The sequence below is a fragment of the Bacillus cereus genome, from assembly GCF_002564555.1.
Lineage (GTDB): Bacteria > Bacillota > Bacilli > Bacillales > Bacillaceae_G > Bacillus_A > Bacillus_A cereus_K.
The window spans coordinates 128,311-145,345 of record NZ_NUVD01000017.1; the positions used below are offsets into that span (position 1 = coordinate 128,311).

The window sequence follows — 17,035 nt, forward strand, 5'->3', positions numbered from 1 at the left end:
AGAGTAAGAAACTCTACAAAATTCCGCCACTCATACGAAGTATGAGTTTGGGTTATGAAATTAAAGTAGGTTTTACATTGCTTTTGGGAATACAATAGAGCATTTTACACCTTGAGATGTGTTTTGTATCCCATAAGGAAACTGATGTTTATCTAGTATTTGTTTTACAATATATAACCCAAGCCCACTACCTTGTACTAAGCCATGCTTGCAAGGGTTAGCGCGATAGAATGGTTCAAATAAATGAGCAAGTTTATCCTCATCTATTTGTGAACCTGTATTTAATACTTCTAATGCGTAACCGTTTGGCTTTTCATAAAGCTTTATATATACATGCTGGTGGTCAATTGTATAATGAATTGCATTTGAAATAATGTTAAAAATAGCAGTTTGGATAAATTTAGGATCAGCTAAAATTTGTACATCTTGTTTAATGTTAGATTGAACAGTTAATTGTTTTACAGATACAAAGTAATCTACTTTCTTCATAACATCCTCAATAATATTAGTTAATGAAATAACTTCTAAATTAGGTTTAAATTGAGGGTTTTGTATTTTGGATAATTCTGACACCTTTTCCGTTAATAGGTTAACATCTTGCATCATCTCATAGGAACGTTTTAAATATTTATCTCTATCTTTATAAGCACCAATTCCGTGAATCATGCCATCGAGTTGTCCCATAACGGCTGCGATTGGTGTTTTTAATTCATGGGATACCATAGACATAAATTCTTTACGAGATTGTTCTAACTGTTGTTCCTTCTGGAGTTCATTTCTTAAATCTTGATTTGTTTCATGTAAATTCTTCATAATATGTGGGACTTGTGAAGCAGCTATTTGTAAATTGAAATCTGTTGGATCTGTATTTTTGTTTAGTACTTTTTTATCTGAGAAATCAAGATTCATAATATCTTTTAAAGCATCGCTCATATATTGAAAAGGTTTGGCAATTAGTTTTGCATAAATTAAAGATCCGAGCAGAGATAATGCAAGCATTGACGCACCAATATATGGAGCTAACTGTTGCAATGCATCTGCTAAACTTGGATTATCATGTGTATCATTTGTTTTACTTGCTGCATTTTGTGTATGTAAGGCATCTTTGTTAGTAACTTGTTTTTCGGTTTCTGTAAGTGGAGTTGTTGTGTTACTTTCCTCCGAAATATTTTGTGTATGTTCTTTTGCTTTTGCAGTTTGGCTAGGCTGCAAAAGGTGATTGATGGCTGTAGAGAGTGCTTTCAAGTCTATTTGAGAAGATTGAAAGTTAGAGATGCTACCCTCTGAAACAGCTTTATTTTGATTCGTTTTACTTTGTTCGTTTTTTTTGTCTGGATCTGCATGTTCAGCAGTTTGCGTTCCATTTGCTTTCGCAAAATGTTCTTTATCGTAGTTTGAGGCTAGAAAATAAACAATTTGATAAAGACAAAGTGATAAAAGAATACAAAATAATAAGGTTTTGATGAAAATATTTTTGGTGATGTTGTCTTTACTACGCTTCGATTTTGTAGCCAATGCCTTTCACCGTTTTAATATAAGGAATTCCTAATTTTTTTCGTAAGTTCTTAATATGTGTATCTATAACTCTTACATCACCATAATGTTCATAGCCCCATACCTTATTCAACAAATCACTTCTTGATAATACTTTTCCCCGATTCTGCAGTAAAGTATATATAATTTCAAATTCTTTTGTTGTCAATTCAATTTGATTACCATGAACATAAGCTGCATATGCTGTAGAATTTAACATCAATTCATGGAATTGTAGTATAGTTGCAGTTTCTGCTTCCTTTGTTGCTGTTCTTCTTAATACAGCTTCTACACGCTTAATAAATACTGTGTAATGGAACGGTTTTGTAATATAGTCATCAATACCTAGTTCAAATCCTTTAATTTCACTTTCTTCATTATGTAAGCCTGTTAACATAATGATGGGTACATCAGATTGTCCTCGCATAATTTTACAAATACTATAGCCATCTATATCTGGTAACATCACATCAAGGAGGACAAGATCGTATGAATTTTTTTGGAAAAGAAGAATGCCTTCTGTTCCAGCACCAACTACATCGACGGTAAAGTTTTGTGCCATTAGAAATTCACGAATAAGTTCTTGTATATCTGGGTTGTCTTCAATTACTAGTATATGCGTCATAGTAACACCTCCTACATAACGCTTTTTACTGCAATATTCGAATTCATCATTTTTTGGGTAACTCAGATTGTTTATACGTATAATAAGCCCCCGCCATAAAATAGTAACGAAAGTAGCAAGGGGGATTGTTTAGTGTAACTGAATAGTTCAGAATTGCAATAGTTCTATTATAGTATGTATTGTAAAATTTATAAAACATTATAACTGTATAATTTTAATATCCATGTTTATCAATGTTTTAATGTTGTTTAACACAATACATTTTCATTATATATGTAAATACAGTTGTTTTGCTACTGTAAATGATTAAATAAAATAAGCCAAGACATAAAATTCTTGGCTACACATAAATCTTGTTCTTAGGTTAATTTACAGTGACAGTAGCTTGTTCGTGAATACGCTCAAATAACCAATGTATATCATTGTTATACATACGAATACAACCAAGTGTTGTCGCTTTTCCAATGGCCTGATTGTTGTTAGTTCCATGAATCGCGTAAGTTGTTCCGTAAGTTCCTGCCATATTTAGTCCGAGCCAACGGTCACCAAGTGGATTACGTGGATCGCCACCTTTAATCTTTCCAGTATAATAAGGACGATTTTTAATTTTATTTACTACTTGAAAAGTACCTTTAGGTGTAGGCGTGGCTGCTTTTCCAGTAGCGACAGTGAAACTCTTTATGAATTTTCCATCTTGATAATAATCCATTTTATTTAACTGCGTGTTTACGATAAGTTGTTCTTTCGTTGTAGCTGCCTCCGCATTTGCGAATGGAATAGTTAAAAATCCTAATGATAATAGAGCACTTAATAATAGTTTTTTCATTATATTCTCCTTTTACTCATTGTAATAGTCTTACATACAATGAATTTATAATCTTCGTAATGCTTGATTTATATTTTCATCTAATGTTTCAAAGAAGGTAGTAATCTTTGTATTACATTTGTTGTTTTTATCAATAAGTAATCTTTCGTTTAATAAAAGTTCGCCATGTAGTCCAAAACTTTGAACTTGAATATTTAGTTCATCTTCAGTTTCAGAAATAATCGGTAAGAAATAGTGAAAAGCTTTCGTTGGAATAATGTAGCTTTTTCCAATCATGCTTTCATGATTAGAATTGATCCATTTTTTTATGATAATTTTAATATTCTTTTGAGAAACGATAAAAGATAGTGTTGTAGATTTTGTTAAACTTACGTCAAATTCATTTGTTTCACAGATACGTAAATTAAAAGCGGTTTCATTTTGATGAGATTCAACCTTTGTATTAATAAAATCGTGCATTTTATAAGCTTCCATTCTTACTCACCCTTTTTTCAATTTCGAAAATCGACTTATATTTATTCAATTTATTGTGTAGTAATATATTGGTTAAATTTTTCAACAAATTCCGATATAATCTTACAATACGTATATGAAGCTAATATGAAGTTAGTATGAGTTTGTGATGGTTTTTTATAAAGAACAAAATAGAGTTTTTTTTGGTGTTAAAAATTGGATGAAAATTGCATGTTATTAGTTCTGTCGTTTGTTCTTTCAGCCTACAAAAAGAATTTATTTCATTCAATGAAGAATGGGAGAATTCAGTTTGATCCTTACAAAAATGTAATAAAAATGTAAGCTATTGTGATAGTTATTTCGACATTTTTTTTATACAATAATAGTAAGAAGCTGTACGTGATTGAAAGGAGAGATGACATGGAATGGGTTCATGAATTATTTCAGCAGTATGGGTACTATGTTGTACTTGTCGGTTTGCTGTTAGAATATATTGCACTTCCGTTTCCGGGAGAGCCAACATTAGCATATGCGGGATTTTTAGCACAGAAGGGTGATTTAAGCTTATCGATTTTAATTATCCTATCTTTTATTGGGACAAGTGTAGGAATGACGATTCAATACTTTTTAGGTAATAAATTAGGTATGCCTTTCGTTCAAAAGTACGGGAAATATGTATTTTTGACACAAAAGAAAATCGACTTAACAAGAATGTGGTTTGATAAGTATGGGTACTTCCTGATCTTTATTGGTTTCTTTATTCCTGGTGTACGCCATTTTACAGGATATTTTGCAGGAATTATTAACTTACCATTCCGTCGTTTTGCGATTACAATTTATTCAGGTGCTCTATTTTGGGTATCATTCTTCTTAATCGGTGGTTACTGGTTAGGTGGAAACTTACATGATATTTTTGGAGTGCTAGAAGATCATACCGGTAAAATCATCTTTGGAGTTATTGTCATTGTAGTAATTACGTTAAGTATTCGTTTCCGTAAACAAATAAAACGAGTCTTCTTACAAAACGCAAGTTAATATGGAATCCATTCTATGTCAGAATTTAGGAAGGCAGTGCAAAAGCACTGCCTTTTTTATTTTATGTTCCAATCTATTTTCAACTTTCCTTTTAATTGATTTCCATTAACTGTAATGTAATAAGTTCCCGTCTTAATCGCTGCGAATTGGTATGTATTAGGACCGTTTGAAGCTAAAAAAATTTCTTCCTCTTGAAACTCACTAGCCATTTTTACGTCTCCCATGTAGCCATCTAGATTTTCAGTTCGTGATTCAATGGTAAATTCTAATATGTCACCTCGTTTATTTAATATTTCACATTCATTATATAGGTTATTTCCATCAGAATGAATCCTTATTTTTGTCAATTATTATAGTCGTAATGACAATTATAATTGACGAAAATAAGGATATTATTTACAATTTTAACTAAATGAACGAAAAAGAGGTAAGACATGAAGCTTCAAAATCGAGTGAGGGAATTGCGAGCAAAGCATCGTTTGTCACAGGGGGATTTAGGGAAAGCGATTGGATCATCACGGCAAACCATTAGTTTAATTGAGCGTGGGGATTATGCACCGTCTATTGTATTGTCGTTAAAGATCGCACATATTTTCAATGTACCGGTGGAGGAAATATTTATGTTAGTGGAGGGAGAAGAGTAAAGTGAAGGGCAAAGGTAAATCGTGCATGAAGCGGGATATAACGCTTGTTTGTGCATGGTTTGTAGCGATTTTGTATGCACTATTAGATGGAACGGACTTCTTTATGATTATTATGATTTCATTTGTTTGAGTTTTACATATTGGAACATATATGTATGAAATGCATAGAAAAATGATTTATTAAGGAGAGAGAAAGGTGGATATTTTAAAAAGGCCAGCTGGCTCAATGACGGCGGCGCTAGTTCTGTCCATTTTATATGGAGTAATCCGAACCGGGAAATTAGAAATAATATTGGATATATGGGCAGTAGTTGGAATTTCATTGTTAGTGTTAGCCATTCATGAGCTAGGACATGTAGTATTTGGTTTAATAGGCGGTTTGAAATTTAAATTTATGACAGTGGGGCCTATCACTGTTCAAAAAGAGAAGGGGAAAGTGCGCATTCGAGAAAATAAATTATGGGCGTACTTTGGAGGCGTAGCGATGTTAGTACCGCCTTCTATAGAGACACCGAATCTGTCAAAAAAATGGGCGTGGGTGACTTTGGGTGGACCGATTACGAGTTTACTATTCGGTATTACTTCAGGTTACATATACATGGTGAGTTATTATCAATATCTTTTATATTTTTCTGTTTTACACTTTGTGATTTTTGCAGTTACAATGGTGCCGATAAAAGGAACGTTTCTGAGCGATGGTATGCAATTTTTTATTTTAATTAAAGATGATGAAAAGGCTAGAGAGCATTTATATACGATTCAAGTATCGAGTGAGTTATTTAGTTACAAAAGGCCGAAAGATTGGGATGAGAGATTAGTAGAACTTAGCGAAGACAAACTAAAAGAAAATAAAAGTATAAGAGAGGCCATGAGCGGACTTATGCTTGTCTTCCTTGCGCGAGCAGATCAAGAGGGAATGGAAAGGGCGATACCGTATATAGAACAAATTGTTCAATTACCTGTAACGAAGGAAAATAAATATTTCGTTGGTAGTTTTCATAGTTGGTACCTTTTATATAAAGTTCTTTATCAGAAGGAAAGTCTTTCATTGCAGGAAGCGAAGGGACATGCGAAGGCAATTACAAAATTAGATTTACATGGTTATTACCGCACACAAGGAATTGTGACATATTTAGAGGGTGATTTAGAAGCTTCACGTACTTATATGAAGAAAGCTGATAAAGAATTGAAGAGCGCTGAGAAGAATGAGCTGGGATATTTACAATTAGAGAGAGAATGGTTTGAATTGCTAAAGGAGGGGATATCTTACGATGGGTAAGATATCCTCTTTTTTCTATGTCTTCTTATGCCGTTCCATAAAAAGTCTGAGGCGAGTAAAATGAGATAAGAAGAGCAAAGCTTGGAGGAATTAAATATGGAAATTTTAACGATTATTTTGATAGCCTTGCTCATTTATGCTGTTTTTAAATTAGCATACGTAGCATTAAAAATACTCGCGATCCTATTAATTATCTTTTTAATCGTAGAGTTCGGCAGTAAGTTGCTTGGGGGATAAGGTATGTTGTGCTTTTTGAGTATCGAAGGTTATCGGTAAAGCGATATCCTGTGTCGAAACGCCGATATAATTGGAGAAACGATCGATATATTTGAAAAATCGTTGATATATTTTAGTGAATACTAAGTGGGGTATGTGGGAAAGAAGTTGCTGTGGGGTAACTTCTTTTTATTGTAGTGACGGGGTATGCACAGGAGAAAAGCAAACAAAAAAGCTGGAAGAATCCCTTCCAGCTTACGAGTTACTTTCAATTTGACGACCGTTTTCTTCTTCAGTGTCTTGTAATAGGTTGAATACGTCTGCTAGGCAGAATGCGATGAACCAAGTCCATAGACCGTGGAAGAAAGCTGAGCTTAATTGAAGTGGTAATGTATAGTTTGTCATTGAATAGGAAATACATCCACCAACGATTCCGATCATTGTTAATAACATTGTTTTTTGAGCATTTTCTTCTGGATTGAAGAGGAAGAAAATGTATCCGCCTAAAATTGAAGCGCTTACAAGTGTTTCGATTCCATTAAAAATGATACTCTCTCCAAGCTGAGTGTTTGTCCAGAAGCAAATCGCACCGCCGATAATGGCAAACATGACAGCTATTGTATATCTTATATATTGATTCATATGTTCATCTCCCTATGTAATAAGATGATTTGGAAGTTAACAAGGTAGGTATAGTCAATTGAAGTGAATTGTTAAAAGGTTATTGAAGAGTGACTAAGTTGATTTGTGTATACCTGACTTCTCGTTTCTAAAGAGAAACTCCCAAAGTCTATACGTTCTTTTTTGTATTATAACATAAATGAACGCATAATAATAGAATTATCTGATTTTGTAATAAGTGTAAAAAATAAAAAGCGCAAGGAATGGTAGTCCCTTGCGCTTTTTTTATATGCGTTTGAAACGGCCGACAATTTCAACTGTTTCAGTAATGTTCATAAATGCTTTATTATCCACTTGACGGATAATACGTTTCATTTCGCCCAACTCATAACGAGTTACGACAGTGTAAATCATTTTTTTCTTATGGTTTGTATAGCCGCCGACCGCATCTACCGTTGTCACCCCACGTATGCCGTGATGTAGTAGTGCGCTTTTTATTTCCTCGCCTTTTTCTGTAACTGTCATTATCGTTAATTTAATATGTTTTGTATGCACGGCATCAATTACTTTGCTAACTACAAACCGACTAATTAACGTATAAAGCGTAATATCCCAACCGAAAATAAATCCTGCTACAACAAGTAAGATTAAGTTGAACCCAAAGATGATTGCTCCAATTGAAATATCTCGATGTTTCGCTACAATTAGTCCAACGACATCAAAACCACCTGTTGAAGAAGCAAATCGGAATATGATTCCTGATGCTGCGCCGCAGATTACACCACCGAATACAGAAGAAAGTAAAATATCATCTGAAACTTGGTGTACCGGGATAATATTCATCGCTAAAGATGATACAGCGACGAAGTATGCTGTTAAAAAGGTTGTCTTCTTACCTAAATAAAAGTGACTTAAAATAAGAAGAGGAATGTTAAGTAAAAAGATAAGTGCTCCGATATTGTAGTGCATTAAATAACCGATAATCATCCCTACACCAGCGAATCCACCGCTAATCATATTGTGCGGGATAAAAAACATATTCATAGAAATTGCATACAAAATAGAAGCTATAAAAATAACAATTAGCTGTATGATAAATTCTAGATGAAATGTTTTAGCTGCTGGGAAGGATAAAAAGGCGGTGTCGGGAACGTAATCGGCGTCTCCTAGTTGACCCATAGTATGTTTCATCTCCATATCCATTTTTGATTACAAGAAGAGAATAAAGCTTTTTTCAAAAACTGGCAATAGTTTTATTATAATGCAAAAATTTTTAAAATTTCTAATAAATCAAACCTATTCATTGATGTGTGTGAATATACTAGAGAAAGCGAATACATTAATTTTCTAGCATAGTTTTTTTGAGAAAATATGCAAAATACTTTTTTGACGATAAAAGGAAATAGAGAATGTTTGTTGAATGTGCTAAAATGACTTTATTAAGGATGTGAAGCAATGGAATTTTTATTGCAGGATGCAATTCTATATATATCGTTTGTAACGACAGCGCTTTGTTTATTAGAAGTCTTCTTTCTCACAAATGTTTCTCGCTTTGTGCGTCAGCAAGCATCGAGCGGTAGACAAAGAGCATTTGCGTTAGTTGATACATGTGAAGATAGCGCAGGAAATGTAACGCTATTTTCTATTTTTTATAAATATGGAATGGTTCGTTCTGTCCGTAGACAAGAATCGAGCGGAGAGAGTGACGAGGTAGGTCCGTATACACCAATGTTTCGCTAAATAATTACGAAACATTGGAGGAATAAACATGTTAAAATCATACCGAGCTAAGCTCATTAGTTTATCATTAGTACTTGTTTTCGTTTTATCTGGTTGTAGTACTGCAGGCACAATAGATTCACATAGTACGGGAATTTGGAACCATTATTTCGTATATCCAATCTCGTATATGATTCAATTTGTTGCTCATCATATACCTGGAGCTAGCTTTGGGATTGCTATCATTATCATGACGCTCGTTATTCGTTCAGCAATGATTCCATTAGCTGTTTCACAATATCGTAGCCAAGCGAAAATGAAAAAAATGCAACCTGAATTGCAGAAGTTAAAGAAAAAATACGGTGATGTAAGCAAAGATCTTGAAAAACAAAAGCAGTATCAAAAAGAAATGTCAGAACTAATGAAATCAGGCGGTTGGAATCCACTTGCTGGTTGCTGGCCAATCTTTATACAAATGCCGATTTTTTCTGCTTTGTATTATGCGATTAGCCGAACGGAAGAGATTCGCACATCTTCATTTTTATGGGTGAACTTAGGACATGCAGATCCATATCATATATTACCGATTATTGCAGCGTTAACGACATTTATTCAAATGAAGGTATTTCAATCGAATATGGCGTCTGGTGAGCAAGGGCAAATGATGAAAGTACAGCAAATTATGATGCCGGCCATGATTCTATTTATGGGATTTGCGGCACCATCAGGTCTTGTACTGTACTGGATAACAGGTAACTTATTTACAATGACGCAAACAATTGTATTAAGAAAAATAATGGAACGTGAAGAATTACAATTACAAAAAGCTTAGAAAAACACCGCTCGTGATGAGCGGTGTTTTTTTGTTAAGTCGTTAAGGGAATTTTAAGAAACCAACATTACTATAGGCATTGTATACGAAAGTGTACATGCTTTAGAAATATGAAGGAGGAAATTTCCTATGAAGAAGAAAACAGTTGGGTATTTAGCGATTGCAGGTGCTTTATCATTTGGAATTATAGGAGGAGCCTGCATACCAGCATTTGCGGCAACGAATACGCAAGCAGCTGAGCAAACTACAAAAACGGCGAAGAAGGATTTAGATGACGCTACAAAACAAAAAGTAAAAACGATTATGGATGATACAAAGAAACAGTTAGAAGAATTAGGCGTGAAATTGCCGGAAAAGGGTAAGCGCGGTGACAAGTTTGCAGGATNNAAACTAACACGTGAGCAAGCGCAAGAAGAATTAACAAAGTTAGGCGTGAAATGGCCAGAGAAGGGTAAGCATAAAGACATTCTTGCAGGATTAGATGATCAGGCGAAAGAAAAAGCGAAGTCAATTTTAGAGCAAGAGAAATCCGGGAAGTTAACACGTGAGCAAGTAAAAGAAGAATTAACAAAACTAGGTGTAAAACTTCCAGAAAAAGAGAAGCATGAAGATATCTTGGCGGGATTAGATGAGGCAACAAAAACAAAAGCGAAAGCGATTTTAGACAATGAAAAGAAAAAATTAGAGGAATTAAATGTGGATTTTCCTCATCATAAATTTTTCATGAAAAAAGAAGATAAATAATTGAGTTACGTATCTTTCGTAAGGGCAACCGAAAGGTACATATGTGAGGGGGCTTTCTTTGGAAAGCCTCCTCTTACTTATTGTCATTTTTTGTTGGTAAATCACTGATATAATTTTTTACCACTACACTGCTTCAAATATACGAGGTAATTAGAGAAATCAAGTATATTCTGTTATAATATAAGAAGAGGAAAATTTCTTATGTTATATAAAAAAATATATTGATTTTTTCTAACAATTCAATATAATGAACAATAACTACAAAATTCGACATCAAGAAGTGATGATGAGGACATGATCAATTTTTTACGATTCTCAGAGAGGGAAGCCTTTGGCTGTGAGCTTCCTAATACGGAAAAATGGATTACCACCTCTGAACTGCAGCAGTGAACGAACATCTAGTAATTGCTTGCCGGCAAAAACCGTTATTTAGACTTGAGAAATTGGTGAAGTGTGTCACTTTGCGAATTGAAACAAGGGTGGAACCACGAATACAACACTCGTCCCTTTTTTAGGGAGGAGTGTTTTTTTATTTCATTTTTGCATCACACTAGAATTGGAAGGAGGATACGCAGCATGCATCATGATGAGAAGAACAAAATTGGTTTAACAGTTGCACTTTCTATCGTAGTAGGAACTATTATTGGATCTGGTGTATTTATGAAACCAGGGAGCGTATTAGATTACTCGGGGAGTTCTAATATGGCTATTCTTGCTTGGGTAATTGGTGGTCTGTTGACGCTAGCAAGTGGTTTAACAGTAGCTGAAATTGGAGCGCAAATCCCGAAAAATGGTGGGTTGTATACGTATTTAGAGGAGATTTACGGAAGTTTTTGGGGATATTTATCAGGCTGGATGCAAACGATTGTTTATGGACCAGCTATTATAGGAACATTAGGTTTGTATTTTAGTTCTTTAATGATCAATTTTTTCTATTTAGATAAAGTATGGAATTTACCAATCGCAATTGGGACAGTTGTGTTCCTTGGCGTTGTAAATAGTATGGGAACAAAATATGGAGGTATCGTCCAAACGGTTACAACAATCGGGAAGATGATTCCGATTGTATTAATTGTTGTGTTAGGTTTTTGGAAAGGGAATAGTGATATCTTTAACGTAGTTGTGCCGATATCAGAAAATCAAAGTATCGGGATGGCAATTTTAGCAACGTTATTTGCGTATGATGGATGGATTTTACTTGCTTCTATTGGCGGAGAGATGAAAAATCCGACAAAGTTATTACCAAAAGCAATGACTGTTGGGATTTTAATTGTAACAGCTGCTTACGTGTTAATTAACTTAGCGTTATTAAATGTATTACCAGCAGCGAAAATTGTAGACCTTGGAGAAAATGCAACAGCGACAGCTGCGGGCATGCTACTTGGGGAATATGGCGGGAAAATTATTAGTATCGGTATTATTGTTTCTATTTTCGGTTGTTTAAATGGAAAGATTTTAACGTTCCCACGTATTCCAATGTCGATGGCAGAACGCGGACAACTTCCATTTTCTAAGTTTATTGCAAAAGAGAATTCGAGATTTAAAACACCAGCAAATGCGATTACTGTTGAAATCATCTTAGGAATTATTTTAATGCTTATTAGTGATCCGAATAAGCTATCTGAGATTTCCGTATTCATTATTTATATTTTCTATGTGATGACATTTATCGGTGTCTTCATTTTAAGAAAACGTAACAAGGATAAAGAGCGTGCATATAGTGTACCGTTATTTCCAATCGTACCTATTGTTGCAATTTTAGGTTCGTTCTTTGTAATTGGTAGTGCAATTATTAATGATCCTGTAAGTTGTTTCTTATCAATTGGAATTGTATTTACTGGGCTTCCGGTATATTGGTATTTAAATAAGAAGAAAGAAACTGAATGATGGAAAGGTAGGCGTATAATACGCCTACCTTTTTTGCTGTAAAAAAAATGTACTTGCTTCCACTTTCTATTTTGGTTACTNNAGTAACCAAAATAGAAAGTGTGGGGAAAGACTTGAATTTTCGTGTGTACATTTTAGCTATTGCGGCTTTCGTAGTCGGAACGGTTGAGCTAATTATAGGAGGAACGCTTGATTTAGTTGCCAATGATTTAGCTGTATCAATTAGTGCAGCTGGTCAGCTTATAACAATATTTTCGGTAGTATTTGCTTTGTCAGGTCCAGTTTTATTAGCATTAACAGGGAAAGTGGAAAGAAAAACATTATATATTGGGGCATTATCAATTTTCTTAATCGGAAATATCATTTCAGCATTTAGTTTGAATTACGGAATGTTAATGTTCTCAAGGGTTATTTGTGCGGCGAGTGGATCGCTTATTATTGCACTATCTGTAACACTTGCATCTAGTGTAGTAGAACCGCATTTTCGTGCGCGTGCAATCGGAATCATTTTTATGGGGATTAGTGGATCGCTCGTACTTGGAGTGCCACTTGGCCTTGTACTCGGAAATGCATACGGATGGCGTGCACCATTTGTATTAATTTCGGTATTAACAGTTATGGCAATTGCTTGTATTTCATTATTCTTAACGAAAGTACCAGCAACATCGGTATTATCAATAAGAGAACAAATCGCTACGTTAAAAGATAAGAAAATTGTAAGTGCACAGTTAACATCATTCTTATTTTTAACAGGTCATTTAACACTATATGCATATTTAACACCGTTTTTAAAAGATGTCATGCATGTTGAAGCGAATTGGATTAGTGTGTTTTACTTTATTTTCGGAATCGCAGCAGTAATTGGAGGCGGCTTCGGAGGCTGGCTTGCTGATAAATGGGGATCGAAGAAAAGTATTATCTCCATCATTATCGTATTTGCTTGTGCAATCTTTATTTTGCCAATGATGACATTCTCATTCCCGCTCTTCATTATTATGATGGGACTTTGGAGTATGCTGAGCTGGGCTATTTCACCAGCACAGCAAAACTATTTAATTGAAATTGCACCGGAATCAGCTGGTATTCAGCAAAGTTTAAATAACTCTGCGCTTCACTTAGGAATTGCGCTCGGTTCAACAGTAGGCGGAGTTGTTATTGAGAAATCATCTGTTATATATAACGCTTGGGTAGGCGGCGGTTTTATTATATTAGCACTACTTTGTGCGATTTTCTCAATTACGAGAGGACGCTCGAATCAGTTTGGGAAAGAAGAATCTATCGTTTGATAGGTTCTTTTTTATTGTGTGAAAAATTGCAGGTTTTAATGGATGAACGGAGAAGGGTGTATATAGCGAGGTGATAGTACATGTATTCAAGTTTTTCGATTATTGGTTTTCTATTTACGATCATACCGTTCTTTCTTGTAATTTTTCTCTTTAGATGGGTTCGTTTCATCTATCAAAATTCAGAGAAACAAGTAGAGCAAAATGAGAAGATTATTGAGCTATTGAGGGAGATAAAGGAACAAAAGGAAAAGGAGCCTAAGTGAATAACTAGACTCCTTTCTTTTGTAGTCAATTAGTACCTCAACTTCATCAACAAACTCTTAATTTCCTCATCTTCCATAAAGAGATCATGGTGTTTCTGGGTAATCTTTGCAAGTGCAACGTCGTGATAGAAGAATTCTGTAAAGAACTTCACGAAAGGCTGTGACATTGTTTTCATCGCTTGCCATGATTCTTGCTCTACACCAGCAAATAAAATTTCGCGGTCGTCAACGATAAGTAGTAAATAACGCTCTAATGCGTTAGGTTCTTCAGTTGGGATTAGAAAATGCATGTTTTCTAACTCTGTTTCTACTTTTCCAACTATGAGGGACTCGGTTAGGACATCTTGTTTTGCTTTTTGTTCTAGTAAAGGAAGATATTCTAAAAGAGTGTCATTCCAAGCTGAAATTCGGATGGATTTTGTAGCACTTTCTATAAGTTCTTTACTTTGTACTTTAATAGAAGATTGCATTTTTAAACTCCACACACGATCATCAGTAAATGATTTTTTCGATATATTTGTTTCCAGTTCTTTAATATTGGATTGGAATTCTGTCGTTAATTTTTCAATTGCTAGCTTGAGTGGTAATGCTGTATACAACTTTTTCTTTTCTGAAACAGAATCCATTACCATTCCTTTATCGATTAGGCGTGCTAGCACTTCATATATTTTTGCTTTTGGAACACCAGAGTGCTTTACAATTGTCGTAGCATCTAACGGTTCATTGCTTGATACGACAACTTCATAAGCTTGGCTTTCATATTGTGAGAAACCGAATTTTTGTAACATAGTTCCCTCCGAACGAATGAGATTATATAGTTTAAGGATAATGAACTATTTGTTTTTACACAAGTGGTAGTGGGTTTTCTGGTCAGATGGAGATGCGAATTACTTTCAATTTTTTAATTTTATTTATTGTACTTAATATAATGATTAATATATTTATAATGCAACGAGAAGGGGATGCTTGGGGGAAGATGTTGAGAAGTTTACGTTTGAAAATTGCAGTAGTATTTTCGGTACTTATTTCTATGCTGTTCGTCATATTAAGTACTGCCATGTATCAATTACAGAAAGAGAAGGAAATACGTTCTTTAGACCAGTATTCTCAAAATACGGTGGAAAGTTTAGTCGAGCAGTTTAAAGTAGAGGAATAACATATTATTAAAATGATAAAGATTTTGGTAAAATAGATAATGGATATATATAAGAAGCAATTATAGGAGGAAGACTACTATGGCAATTGTTGATGTATCGATTATTCCAGTGGGAACAGGTAATCCAAGTGTTAGTGAATATGTAGCAGAAGTACAAAAGGTGTTAGAGAAAAATGCAGATCGCGTGAAGTATCAATTAACACCGATGAATACAGTTATTGAAGGAGATCTTCCTGTCATTTTAGAAGTCATTCAACAAATGCATGAAGTTCCATATACGAAAGGTGCACAGCGCGTTGCGACAACAATTCGTATCGATGATCGTCGTGATAAAGTAAGCACAATGGAGAAGAAATTAAACTCCGTTCGATCAAAATTATAAGAAAAAGCAGCGATCTTCGCTGCTTTTTTCATATAGGAGGAAATGAGATGAGTGAAAAATTTAATGAGCAATTTGACGGGTTGCTAGAGAAATATACGGAGTTACTGCTGGGAGAAAGCAATGAAGAGAGAAAAGAGCAGGTGCAAAAATGGGCACTGTATTCTTACATAGCGAAGACGATGCCAGCTTTAGTGAAGCATTGGAATGAGACGTATCCCGATGCAAAAGAAGAGATGGTACAGTTAATTACGGATATTAAAAAGCTGAATGAAGAGAAGCGAAATGAAAAGTAAGGAAGCTTGAGGTGAATGTTACCTCAAGTTTTCTTCATTAATATTCTTATATAATTTACATGGAATATAAAGGGTTTTATAAGCATGTCGAATATTTTCGACATGCTTATTTTTTACCTAGTAAACTCGATTTTTCTAAATGTCGAAAAATATTTTCTTCATATTTGCAAGCGGAAATATAGGGTTTTAAATGTTTTTATAGTATTTTATAAATTATCTAAATAATTATTAGTATCCAACAATTTTAAACAGTGATATAATTTTGAAGAGGGGTAAAAAACAGATAAAGTACAGTCATAGGGGTGAATTACATGGAACAATTAATGCGAAATTCGTTTCTTTTCTTATCAAAAAATAAAGCGCTAACAAAGCTGGCTAAAAAATACGGTTTACGCTTTGGTGCAGGTCGCTTTGTCGCAGGGGAGACGATTGAATTAGCGACAGCTGCCATTCAACAATTAAACAAGCAAGGTCTTTGTGTAACGATCGATTATTTAGGTGAATTCGTTGATAATGAAGCAGAAGCAAATGAAATGGCTTCCCAATCGATTGAAGCGATCCGCGCAATTGGAAGAGAAGGTCTTGATTCACAGCTTTCTTTAAAAATGACTTCTATGGGATTAGATATCTCTGATGAAATCGTAATGAACAATATGCGTCGTATTTTAGAAGCTGCAAAAGAAAATGGTGTATTTGTTACAATTGATATGGAAGACTATACACGTTGCGGGAAAACAATTGATATCTTTAAACAATTAAAATCTGAATACGATAATATTGGTACTGTTATTCAAGCTTACCTATACCGTACAGAAAAAGATATTGAGGACTTAAACGCTTATAATCCTAATTTACGTCTTGTAAAAGGGGCTTATAAAGAACCTGAAGAAGTGGCTTTCCCGGAAAAGAAAGATGTAGATGACAATTATAAAAAAATTATTAAAATGCACTTATTAAATGGAAATTATACTGCAATTGCTTCACATGACGAAGCGATTATTGAATATACAAAAAAACTTGCCGAAGAACACAACATTCCAAGGGATCAATTTGAATTCCAAATGTTATTTGGTATTCGTACAGAGCGTCAACTTGAGCTAGTAAAAGAAGGATATAAAATGCGTGTTTACGTACCGTACGGAAACGACTGGTATGGATACTTCATGCGTCGTCTAGCAGAGCGTCCAGCAAACGTTGCGTTCGTATTAAAAGGTATGATTAAAAAATAACCAAGGAGACTA

The 17,035-nt window shown here is 34.4% G+C and carries 21 protein-coding genes, 2 pseudogenes and 1 other annotated feature; of the genes and pseudogenes, 15 read left to right on the plus strand and 8 right to left on the minus strand.

The annotated features are described in order from the left end of the window. Positions 1-72: 72 nt before the first annotated feature. The 4 genes from COI75_RS09580 to COI75_RS09595 form a co-directional block, all read right to left on the minus strand. Entirely contained in the window at positions 73-1,515 is a 1,443-nt protein-coding gene (locus COI75_RS09580; protein WP_000201928.1) for a sensor histidine kinase, read from the minus strand. Continuing rightward, positions 1,493-2,158, minus strand: a complete 666-nt coding sequence (locus COI75_RS09585; RefSeq protein ID WP_000148839.1) for a response regulator transcription factor — start codon at positions 2,156-2,158, stop codon at positions 1,493-1,495. The genes COI75_RS09580 and COI75_RS09585 overlap by 23 nt, the downstream gene beginning before the upstream one ends. 364 nt (positions 2,159-2,522) lie before the next feature. Beyond that, a complete protein-coding gene (locus tag COI75_RS09590) occupies positions 2,523-2,984 on the minus strand; it encodes a L,D-transpeptidase (protein WP_000735047.1) in 462 nt (153 codons plus the stop codon). Positions 2,985-3,029: 45 nt separating this feature from the next. After that, positions 3,030-3,458, minus strand: coding sequence for a DUF3978 family protein (locus tag COI75_RS09595; protein WP_000388747.1), 429 nt, complete (start codon positions 3,456-3,458; stop codon positions 3,030-3,032). 399 nt (positions 3,459-3,857) lie between these two features. Between COI75_RS09595 and COI75_RS09600 the strand changes: the two genes are divergently transcribed. Further along, complete coding sequence (locus COI75_RS09600) at positions 3,858-4,472, plus strand: DedA family protein (RefSeq protein ID WP_000455367.1); 615 nt, start codon at positions 3,858-3,860, stop codon at positions 4,470-4,472. A 56-nt stretch (positions 4,473-4,528) separates the two neighbouring features. On the opposite strand, the pseudogene COI75_RS09605 reads toward COI75_RS09600, so the two are convergent. Next, a pseudogene (locus tag COI75_RS09605) lies at positions 4,529-4,756 on the minus strand (hypothetical protein); the annotation flags it as partial. A gap of 150 nt (positions 4,757-4,906) precedes the next feature. Between COI75_RS09605 and COI75_RS09610 the strand changes: the two are divergent. The 4 genes and pseudogenes from COI75_RS09610 to COI75_RS09625 all read left to right on the plus strand — a co-directional run bounded on the left by COI75_RS09610 (position 4,907) and on the right by COI75_RS09625 (position 6,632). After that, positions 4,907-5,116, plus strand: coding sequence for a helix-turn-helix transcriptional regulator (locus COI75_RS09610; RefSeq protein ID WP_000776154.1), 210 nt, complete (start codon positions 4,907-4,909; stop codon positions 5,114-5,116). Between the two features lie 40 nt (positions 5,117-5,156). After that, a pseudogene (locus COI75_RS09615) lies at positions 5,157-5,246 on the plus strand (DUF3169 family protein); the annotation flags it as partial. 96 nt (positions 5,247-5,342) lie between these two features. Beyond that, positions 5,343-6,395: a site-2 protease family protein gene (locus COI75_RS09620; RefSeq protein ID WP_141535099.1), complete on the plus strand. Its 1,053-nt coding sequence runs from the start codon at positions 5,343-5,345 to the stop codon at positions 6,393-6,395. A gap of 96 nt (positions 6,396-6,491) precedes the next feature. Continuing rightward, the gene (locus COI75_RS09625; RefSeq protein WP_000404780.1) at positions 6,492-6,632 is read left to right on the plus strand and encodes a DUF3985 family protein; all 141 of its coding nucleotides are present in this window, start codon (positions 6,492-6,494) and stop codon (positions 6,630-6,632) included. Between the two features lie 234 nt (positions 6,633-6,866). Here COI75_RS09625 and COI75_RS09635 read toward each other — a convergent pair whose 3' ends face one another. Both COI75_RS09635 and COI75_RS09640 read right to left on the minus strand, forming a co-directional pair. Then, positions 6,867-7,253 carry a DUF3938 domain-containing protein gene (locus tag COI75_RS09635; RefSeq protein ID WP_001077781.1) on the minus strand — a complete coding sequence of 129 codons (387 nt, stop codon included), beginning with the start codon at positions 7,251-7,253 and terminating at the stop codon, positions 6,867-6,869. Between the two features lie 264 nt (positions 7,254-7,517). Next, positions 7,518-8,411, minus strand: coding sequence for a YitT family protein (locus COI75_RS09640; protein ID WP_000530029.1), 894 nt, complete (start codon positions 8,409-8,411; stop codon positions 7,518-7,520). 276 nt (positions 8,412-8,687) lie between these two features. Here COI75_RS09640 and COI75_RS09645 point away from each other — a divergent pair, with 276 nt between their 5' ends. The 6 genes from COI75_RS09645 to COI75_RS09670 all read left to right on the plus strand — a co-directional run bounded on the left by COI75_RS09645 (position 8,688) and on the right by COI75_RS09670 (position 13,963). Next, a complete protein-coding gene (locus tag COI75_RS09645; RefSeq protein ID WP_000394937.1) occupies positions 8,688-8,972 on the plus strand; it encodes a hypothetical protein in 285 nt (94 codons plus the stop codon). Positions 8,973-9,000: 28 nt separating this feature from the next. Then, positions 9,001-9,783, plus strand: a complete 783-nt coding sequence (locus tag COI75_RS09650) for a membrane protein insertase YidC (protein WP_000920521.1) — start codon at positions 9,001-9,003, stop codon at positions 9,781-9,783. Between the two features lie 129 nt (positions 9,784-9,912). Next, on the plus strand, positions 9,913-10,527 hold the full coding sequence (locus COI75_RS09655) for a hypothetical protein (protein ID WP_098448336.1): 615 nt from the start codon (positions 9,913-9,915) through the stop codon (positions 10,525-10,527). Positions 10,528-10,801: 274 nt separating this feature from the next. Continuing rightward, positions 10,802-11,038 (plus strand) — a binding site (T-box leader). A gap of 65 nt (positions 11,039-11,103) precedes the next feature. Next, the gene (locus tag COI75_RS09660) at positions 11,104-12,414 is read left to right on the plus strand and encodes an APC family permease (RefSeq protein ID WP_000546331.1); all 1,311 of its coding nucleotides are present in this window, start codon (positions 11,104-11,106) and stop codon (positions 12,412-12,414) included. Between the two features lie 101 nt (positions 12,415-12,515). Then, positions 12,516-13,700, plus strand: coding sequence for an MFS transporter (locus COI75_RS09665; RefSeq protein WP_141535096.1), 1,185 nt, complete (start codon positions 12,516-12,518; stop codon positions 13,698-13,700). An 80-nt stretch (positions 13,701-13,780) separates the two neighbouring features. Next, a complete protein-coding gene (locus tag COI75_RS09670) occupies positions 13,781-13,963 on the plus strand; it encodes a hypothetical protein (protein WP_000287385.1) in 183 nt (60 codons plus the stop codon). A gap of 29 nt (positions 13,964-13,992) precedes the next feature. Here COI75_RS09670 and COI75_RS09675 read toward each other — a convergent pair whose 3' ends face one another. After that, positions 13,993-14,751: a TrmB family transcriptional regulator gene (locus tag COI75_RS09675; RefSeq protein ID WP_000939475.1), complete on the minus strand. Its 759-nt coding sequence runs from the start codon at positions 14,749-14,751 to the stop codon at positions 13,993-13,995. Positions 14,752-14,942: 191 nt separating this feature from the next. Between COI75_RS09675 and COI75_RS26505 the strand changes: the two genes are divergently transcribed. From COI75_RS26505 to COI75_RS09695, 4 genes are all read left to right on the plus strand, one after another. Next, entirely contained in the window at positions 14,943-15,119 is a 177-nt protein-coding gene (locus COI75_RS26505; RefSeq protein ID WP_176535577.1) for a hypothetical protein, read from the plus strand. Between the two features lie 79 nt (positions 15,120-15,198). After that, positions 15,199-15,501, plus strand: a complete 303-nt coding sequence (locus tag COI75_RS09685) for an MTH1187 family thiamine-binding protein (protein WP_001018862.1) — start codon at positions 15,199-15,201, stop codon at positions 15,499-15,501. Between the two features lie 47 nt (positions 15,502-15,548). Then, complete coding sequence (locus COI75_RS09690; RefSeq protein ID WP_001290591.1) at positions 15,549-15,794, plus strand: YusU family protein; 246 nt, start codon at positions 15,549-15,551, stop codon at positions 15,792-15,794. Between the two features lie 311 nt (positions 15,795-16,105). Beyond that, positions 16,106-17,023 (plus strand): proline dehydrogenase family protein, encoded by a 918-nt coding sequence (locus COI75_RS09695; protein ID WP_000436786.1) that lies wholly within the window; start codon positions 16,106-16,108, stop codon positions 17,021-17,023. The last annotated feature ends 12 nt before the right edge of the window (positions 17,024-17,035 follow it).

What these genes read in the sequence shown, in the direction of transcription:
- COI75_RS09585 (WP_000148839.1), bottom strand. Translation starts at nt 2,158, where the DNA reads ATGACGCATATACTAGTAATTGAAGACAACCCAGATATACAAGAACTT.
- COI75_RS09590 (WP_000735047.1), bottom strand. Translation starts at nt 2,984, where the DNA reads ATGAAAAAACTATTATTAAGTGCTCTATTATCATTAGGATTTTTAACT.
- COI75_RS09595 (WP_000388747.1), bottom strand. Translation starts at nt 3,458, where the DNA reads ATGGAAGCTTATAAAATGCACGATTTTATTAATACAAAGGTTGAATCT.
- COI75_RS09600 (WP_000455367.1), top strand. Translation starts at nt 3,858, where the DNA reads ATGGAATGGGTTCATGAATTATTTCAGCAGTATGGGTACTATGTTGTA.
- COI75_RS09610 (WP_000776154.1), top strand. Translation starts at nt 4,907, where the DNA reads ATGAAGCTTCAAAATCGAGTGAGGGAATTGCGAGCAAAGCATCGTTTG.
- COI75_RS09620 (WP_141535099.1), top strand. Translation starts at nt 5,343, where the DNA reads ATGACGGCGGCGCTAGTTCTGTCCATTTTATATGGAGTAATCCGAACC.
- COI75_RS09625 (WP_000404780.1), top strand. Translation starts at nt 6,492, where the DNA reads ATGGAAATTTTAACGATTATTTTGATAGCCTTGCTCATTTATGCTGTT.
- COI75_RS09635 (WP_001077781.1), bottom strand. Translation starts at nt 7,253, where the DNA reads ATGAATCAATATATAAGATATACAATAGCTGTCATGTTTGCCATTATC.
- COI75_RS09640 (WP_000530029.1), bottom strand. Translation starts at nt 8,411, where the DNA reads ATGGGTCAACTAGGAGACGCCGATTACGTTCCCGACACCGCCTTTTTA.
- COI75_RS09645 (WP_000394937.1), top strand. Translation starts at nt 8,688, where the DNA reads ATGGAATTTTTATTGCAGGATGCAATTCTATATATATCGTTTGTAACG.
- COI75_RS09650 (WP_000920521.1), top strand. Translation starts at nt 9,001, where the DNA reads ATGTTAAAATCATACCGAGCTAAGCTCATTAGTTTATCATTAGTACTT.
- COI75_RS09660 (WP_000546331.1), top strand. Translation starts at nt 11,104, where the DNA reads ATGCATCATGATGAGAAGAACAAAATTGGTTTAACAGTTGCACTTTCT.
- COI75_RS09670 (WP_000287385.1), top strand. Translation starts at nt 13,781, where the DNA reads ATGTATTCAAGTTTTTCGATTATTGGTTTTCTATTTACGATCATACCG.
- COI75_RS09675 (WP_000939475.1), bottom strand. Translation starts at nt 14,751, where the DNA reads ATGTTACAAAAATTCGGTTTCTCACAATATGAAAGCCAAGCTTATGAA.
- COI75_RS09685 (WP_001018862.1), top strand. Translation starts at nt 15,199, where the DNA reads ATGGCAATTGTTGATGTATCGATTATTCCAGTGGGAACAGGTAATCCA.
- COI75_RS09690 (WP_001290591.1), top strand. Translation starts at nt 15,549, where the DNA reads ATGAGTGAAAAATTTAATGAGCAATTTGACGGGTTGCTAGAGAAATAT.
- COI75_RS09695 (WP_000436786.1), top strand. Translation starts at nt 16,106, where the DNA reads ATGGAACAATTAATGCGAAATTCGTTTCTTTTCTTATCAAAAAATAAA.